6 protein-coding genes and 2 pseudogenes are annotated in these 5,572 nt (G+C 73.1%); all 8 read left to right on the top strand.

All coding sequences use genetic code 11. The features are described 5' to 3' along the window. Positions 1–499 precede the first annotated feature (499 nt). Positions 500–1,165, top strand: a complete 666-nt coding sequence (locus JM949_RS32980; protein ID WP_203151974.1) for a response regulator transcription factor — start codon at positions 500–502, stop codon at positions 1,163–1,165. Then, on the top strand, positions 1,162–2,226 hold the full coding sequence (locus JM949_RS32985; protein WP_203151975.1) for a sensor histidine kinase: 1,065 nt from the start codon (positions 1,162–1,164) through the stop codon (positions 2,224–2,226). Before JM949_RS32980 ends, JM949_RS32985 begins: the two co-directional genes overlap by 4 nt. A gap of 79 nt (positions 2,227–2,305) precedes the next feature. Further along, entirely contained in the window at positions 2,306–3,076 is a 771-nt protein-coding gene (locus JM949_RS32990; protein WP_238434322.1) for a threonine ammonia-lyase, read from the top strand. Further along, a complete protein-coding gene (locus tag JM949_RS38145; RefSeq protein WP_238434323.1) occupies positions 3,073–3,330 on the top strand; it encodes a PALP domain-containing protein in 258 nt (85 codons plus the stop codon). Before JM949_RS32990 ends, JM949_RS38145 begins: the two co-directional genes overlap by 4 nt. A 53-nt stretch (positions 3,331–3,383) precedes the next feature. After that, positions 3,384–3,440, top strand: a pseudogene (locus JM949_RS40075) (hypothetical protein); the annotation flags it as partial. A 167-nt stretch (positions 3,441–3,607) separates the two neighbouring features. After that, complete coding sequence (locus tag JM949_RS32995) at positions 3,608–4,456, top strand: D-alanine--D-alanine ligase family protein (RefSeq protein WP_309232434.1); 849 nt, start codon at positions 3,608–3,610, stop codon at positions 4,454–4,456. Then, a complete protein-coding gene (locus JM949_RS33000) occupies positions 4,453–5,130 on the top strand; it encodes a M15 family metallopeptidase (RefSeq protein ID WP_203151976.1) in 678 nt (225 codons plus the stop codon). The genes JM949_RS32995 and JM949_RS33000 overlap by 4 nt, the downstream gene beginning before the upstream one ends. A gap of 56 nt (positions 5,131–5,186) precedes the next feature. Continuing rightward, positions 5,187–5,572 (top strand): annotated as a pseudogene (locus JM949_RS33005) (septal ring lytic transglycosylase RlpA family protein); the annotation flags it as partial.

Here is a 5,572-nt window from a genome sequence, read left to right on the forward strand (position 1 = left end):
GCCCTGGCCATGCTCAGCCTCGGCAGCCACCGGCCCCAACTCCCCAAACGATGACCACCAAACAACCCACAAACCCAGCAGAAGACCCATAAATATGCCGCACAGGTATACCGCTCTGCGCGGCTATGGCTCCGGCCTCTGGCGGCCAGCCGGAGCGGAGATGCAGCACGTCGACGAGCCGGTGCGGAACTCAGCCGCCGGATAGCGCCTCCCGGCACAGCCGTCGCAGCAGCCGAACGGGTTCTCCGCCCGGTGCCGGGCTGCCGGTAACCACCGCACGCCGGTGACGCAGCTCACCAGTGGCCGCCGACCGGCGTGGTCGCCGGTGGACGAACCACGCAGACGGGATGGGCCGGGCAGCAAGCCGACAGTGCCTGGGTTGGGGTGGGTTGCCCACTCGACGCTCCCGTGGAGGATGGCTGCGGCGGGTGCTTACAGAACCCTTAACCCGGGCCTGCGACGGTATGCCGGGCAAGCCGAACTCGGGGGAGCGGAAGACGTGCGGGTGCTGGTGGCGGACGACGAGCGGTTGTTGGCTGACATGGTGGCCGAAGGGCTGCGCCGCCTGTCGATGGCCGTCGACGTCTGCTATGACGGTGACGGCGCGCTGGAGCGGGTCGGGGTGAACCGGTACGACGTCGCGGTGTTGGACCGGGACATGCCCGGGCACACCGGTGACGAAGTGTGCCGCAGCATCGCCGACTCGCAGGTCGGCACCCGGGTGCTGCTGCTCACCGCGGCCGCCGGTATCCGGGACCGGGTGGAGGGTCTCGGCCTGGGGGCGGACGACTACCTGACCAAGCCGTTCGCCTTCGCCGAGCTGGTGGCCCGGGTGCAGGCACTCGGTCGACGGTCCACGCCGGCGCTGCCCCCGGTGCTCGCCCGCGACGGCCTGGCGCTGGACGTGGGCCGGCACGTGGTCACCCGGGACGGGCACCCGCTCGCGCTCAGCCCGAAGGAGTTCGCGGTGCTGCACGTGCTGCTGCGTGCCGACGGGCAGGTGGTGAGCGCCGAGGAGTTGCTGGAGAAGGCCTGGGACGAGTTCGCCGACCCGTTCACCAACGCCGTACGGGTCACCGTGATGACCCTGCGCAAGAAGCTCGGCGATCCCCCGATCATCCACACCGTTCCGAAGGCCGGCTATCGCATCGGCGGCACCGCGTGAGCTGGACGCCCCGCCGCCGGGTGCTGCTGGTGGGTCTGCTGGCGCTGCTGGCCGGGCCAGTGCTGCCGACGATCGGCAAGTGGCTGACCGGGGCGACCTGGACCTGGGGGCAACAGTTCTGCGACCTGCCGGTGCCCGGACTGACCACGGTCTGTGCCGACGTACGACCGACAGCGTTCGTGCTGCCCCTGGCGGCGGTGATCCTGGTGACCCTGTCCGCGCTGGCGGCGCTCTGGTTCGGCGCGGCGTGGTGCCTGCGCCCGGTCCGCGACCTGGCCGGGCCCATCGGGCACCTCGGCCCGCAGAACCTCGGTCACCGGATCCGGCCCCGGGGCAGCGACGAACTGGCCCGGCTGTCCCGGGCGATCGACGAGATGATGGAACGCGTCTCCGCCGGGTACGAGGGGCAGCGGCGGTTCGCCGCGAACGCCTCGCACGAACTGCGTACGCCCCTCGCGGTGCAGCGGACGCTCATCGAGGTCGGCATGGCGCGGGCGCTCAGCGGTGACCAACTGGAGTTGTTGACCAGCCAGCTGCTGGAGACCAACGAGCGCAACGAGCGACTGATCGAGGGTCTGCTCGCGCTGAGCGAGAGTGACCAGGGCCTGCGCTCGCGGATCCCGCAGCGGCTCGACACGATCGTCGAGGCGGTGCTCGCCGGGTACCTCGATCGCGCCCGGGACGCGGGGGTCACCATCGACACCCACCTCGTACCCCGGGTCGTCGTCGGCGAGCGGGTGCTGCTGGAGCGCCTGGTCACCAACCTGGTGGAGAACGGGATCAAGTACAACCGGCCGGGCGGCTCGCTGACCGTCACGGTGAGCGGCGTGCCCGCGCTGTCCGTGGTCAACACCGGCCAGCCGGTGCCGGCCGAGGCGGTGGCCGGTCTCTTCGAGCCGTTCCGTCGGCTCGCCCGGGACCGGACCTCACACGGCGGCGGGGCCGGCCTCGGCCTGGCCATCGCCCGCTCGATCACGCAGGCACACGACGGCATCATCGCGGCCCGGCCCGCCGAGCACGGTGGCCTGCGGGTCGACGTCCAGCTACCCCAACTGACCTAGCGCTCCATCCACCTCCGCCCGGGGTCCGCGTGCCGCTGGATCCCGCCGGGGGTGTGTCCGCGAACAGGAAGGCAAGTCGATGTCACACACCGTTGATCAGATCCAGGTCGATGTCACGGAGGCCGCCCGCTGGCTCGCCGACCGCGTGGTCCGCACCCCCGTACTGCGGTCCCCGGTGATCGACGAACTCGCCGGGGCGCGGGTCCTGCTCAAGGCGGAGAACCTCCAGCACGGCGGCTCGTACAAGATGCGCGGCGCGCTGCGGGCGGTCGGCCGGCTGGCCGCGGCCGGCCACCACGGTGTGATCGCGCAGAGCACCGGCAACCACGCGGTGGCGGTGGCCTTGGCGGCCCGGCAGCACGGGCTCGCGGCGACCGTGGTCCTGCCGGTCGACGCGGCGACGACGAAGGTCGACCGGGCCCGAGCGGCCGGGGCGCGGGTGGTCTTCGCCGGCACCGACGTCGAGGAGCGGGTGGCGATGGCCACCGGGCTCAGTGCCGACAGTGGACACCCCGTGATCGACGCCTACGACCACCCGGATGTCATCGCCGGGCAGGGCACCGCCAGCCTGGAGCTGATCGAGGAGGCCGAGCGCGCGGGCACCCCACTGGACACGCTTGTCGTACCGGTCGGTGGTGGTGGCGGGGTGGCCGGCGCGTGCCTGGCCGCGGCCGGCACCGGCATCGACGTGTATGGCGTGGAGCCGGTGGGTTGCGACTCGCTCGCCCGCAGCCTGGCGGCCGGTGAGCGGGTCCCGGTCGCGCCCGCACCCACGATCGCGGACGGGCTGCGCCCCTCCTGCGTGGGTGAGCTGCGTTCGCCATCGTCCGCAACGAGCTGCGCGGGGTGATCCGGGTCGACGACGAGGAGATCGCGGCGGCGTTCCGGCTGATCCTGATGGAACTCAAGCTGCTCGCCGAGCCGTCCGGCGCGGCGGGGTTGGCCGGCGCGCTCCGACTCGCCCCCGAACCGGGCGTGCTGCCGGACCGTCGGCGGACCGTCGGCGTGGTGCTGACCGGCGGCAACGTGGAGGCGGCGCTGGTGGCCCGGTTGCTGGCCCAGGGGCCCGCCGAGGCCACGACTGTGCAGGCGGTGGCGGCGTGAGCGCGCCAACTCGGATCGGAATCCTGTTCGGTGGACCGTCGGCGGAGCACGAGGTGTCCTGCGCCTCCGCGCTCGGGGTAGCCCGGGCGCTCGCCGGCGGCGGCTACCGCACTGTCGCCATCGGCGTGACCCGCGCCGGCGGGTTCCGGCTGATGCCCGACGCGCTCCTGGCCGAGCTGCGCGACCGGCCCGCCGCGCAGCGGGCCATCGACGACCAACTGATGGTGACCGGCCCGGCGTCGAGCTGCGGCGCGGCCCGCGCCCGGGGGTCGTGCAGGTGGCCGCCGCGAACGCCCCGGGCGCGGTGCACGCCGAGCTGGACGTGGTCTTCCCGGTGCTGCACGGCCCGTTCGGTGAGGACGGTGTGGTGCAGGGGCTGCTGGAGACGCTCAACGTGCCCTACGTCGGCTGCGGCATCCTCGCCTCGGCGGTGGGCATGGACAAGGTGGCGATGAAGCGGGCGCTGCGGGCCGAGGGCGTCCCGGTCGTCCCGTACGTCGCGTTCGACGCGCCCACCTACCGGGCAACCGAGAACCCGGAGGAGTTGGTGCGCGGGCTGCCCCGGCCGCTCTTCGTCAAGCCGGCCAGCATGGGCTCCTCGATCGGCATCTCCCGGGTCGGCGAGGACGACGACCTGGCCGCCGCCGTGGAGGAGGCGCTTCGCCACGACCAACACGTCCTGGTCGAGCAGGGCATCACCGGCCGCGAGTTGGAGTGCGCGGTGCTCGGTGGCTGGCGCCCCGAGGCGTCTGCGGTCGGCGAGGTGCGGGTCGCCGGCGGCTGGTTCGACTACCAGCAGAAGTACTTCGGCGTCGCCGATCCGATGATCGTCCCCGCCGTCCTGCCGGGCGAGGTGACCGCGCGGGTCCGCGAGCTGTCGCTGCGCGCGTTCGCCGCGATCGGCGGTTGGGGCCTGGCCCGGGTGGACTTCTTCTACGACGAGACGGCGGGTGAGCTGTACGTCAACGAGCTGAACACGATGCCCGGCTTCACCGCGCACTCGATGTACCCGAAGGTGTGGGCCGCCGCCGGGGTCAGCTACCGGGAGGTGGTGGACCGGCTCGTCGGGCTGGCCCGCGCCCGACACGCCGAACGGGCGGCGAACACGGTGGGGAGCGTCCGATGATCCTGCTCTCCGACCCCCGGGTGGCGGCCGTGCCCAGCGCCGACGACGGCGACCCGTTGCTGGACCTGCGGGAGCTGCCGGAGCTGCGGCTCGACGCTCGGGCGGCCGACCCGGCCGGGGCGTACGCCCGGCTGCGCGCCGGGGTCGTCGACCGCCTGCTGGCCGCGCAGCGTGCCCTGCCCCGGGGAATGCGGCTGCTGGTCGTCGAGGGCTACCGGCCGTACCAGGCGCAGTTGGCCATCTTCACCGGCTACCGGGACGAGCTGCGTCGGCGACACCCGGACTGGTCGCCCGAGCGCCTGCACCGGGAGACCACCAAGTTCGTCTCACCGGTCGACGTGGCACCGCACAGCACGGGCGGCGCGGTGGACCTCACGCTCTGCACCGACGACGGGGTGGAGCTGGATCTGGGCACGGCCATCGACGCCACCCCGGAGGACAGCGCCGACGCCTGCTTCACCGACGCTCCGGCGATCGGCGCCACCGCCCGCCGGCACCGACAGATCTTGGTGGACGCCCTCGGCGGTGCGGGGATGGTGAACTACCCGACCGAGTGGTGGCACTGGTCGTACGGTGACCGTTACTGGGCGCTGATCACCGGGGCGCCGCGCACCCGATACGGGCCGGTGGACCTGGCCGCCGCACGATCGATACCCGTCCCGGCTGAACGGTAGGGCCCTGGCGTCCGTACCAGGCGGTGAGAGAAACACCGAGGACGGGAGTGACGGCGATGAGGGTGCAGCGCAGGCACGTGCTGGCGGCGAGCGTGGCGGTGCTGGCCGTCGCGGGTGTGGCGGTGGGGACCAGTCTGGGGTTCGCCGGCACCGAACCGGCACGGGCGTCCGTCTGCTCCGGCTCGGTCACCTTCTCGGCGGAGGGCGAAGCGCCGGCGGCGACCAGCGACCGCTTCCCGGTGGGTACCCGGCTGCGGGTGACCAACCTGGACAACAACCGGGCCGCCACGGTGACGGTGACCGGGCCGTCGGGCAGTTGTGTGCTGCTCAACTCCGCCGCCATGGAGCTGGTCCGGGAGCCCGGGAAGAACGTGATCCGGCGCAACGTGGTGGAGCGCGTCGACGGTGCGGCGCCGCCCGCCGCCGCGCCGGCCCCCGGCCA

It is taken from the genome of Micromonospora tarensis (assembly GCF_016803395.1).
Classification (GTDB): Bacteria; Actinomycetota; Actinomycetes; order Mycobacteriales; family Micromonosporaceae; genus Micromonospora; species Micromonospora tarensis.

Bases quoted from the DNA above. Each gene is read 5' to 3' on its own strand.
- JM949_RS32990 (WP_238434322.1), top strand. From the start codon at position 2,306: ATGTCACACACCGTTGATCAGATCCAGGTCGATGTCACGGAGGCCGCC.
- JM949_RS33000 (WP_203151976.1), top strand. From the start codon at position 4,453: ATGATCCTGCTCTCCGACCCCCGGGTGGCGGCCGTGCCCAGCGCCGAC.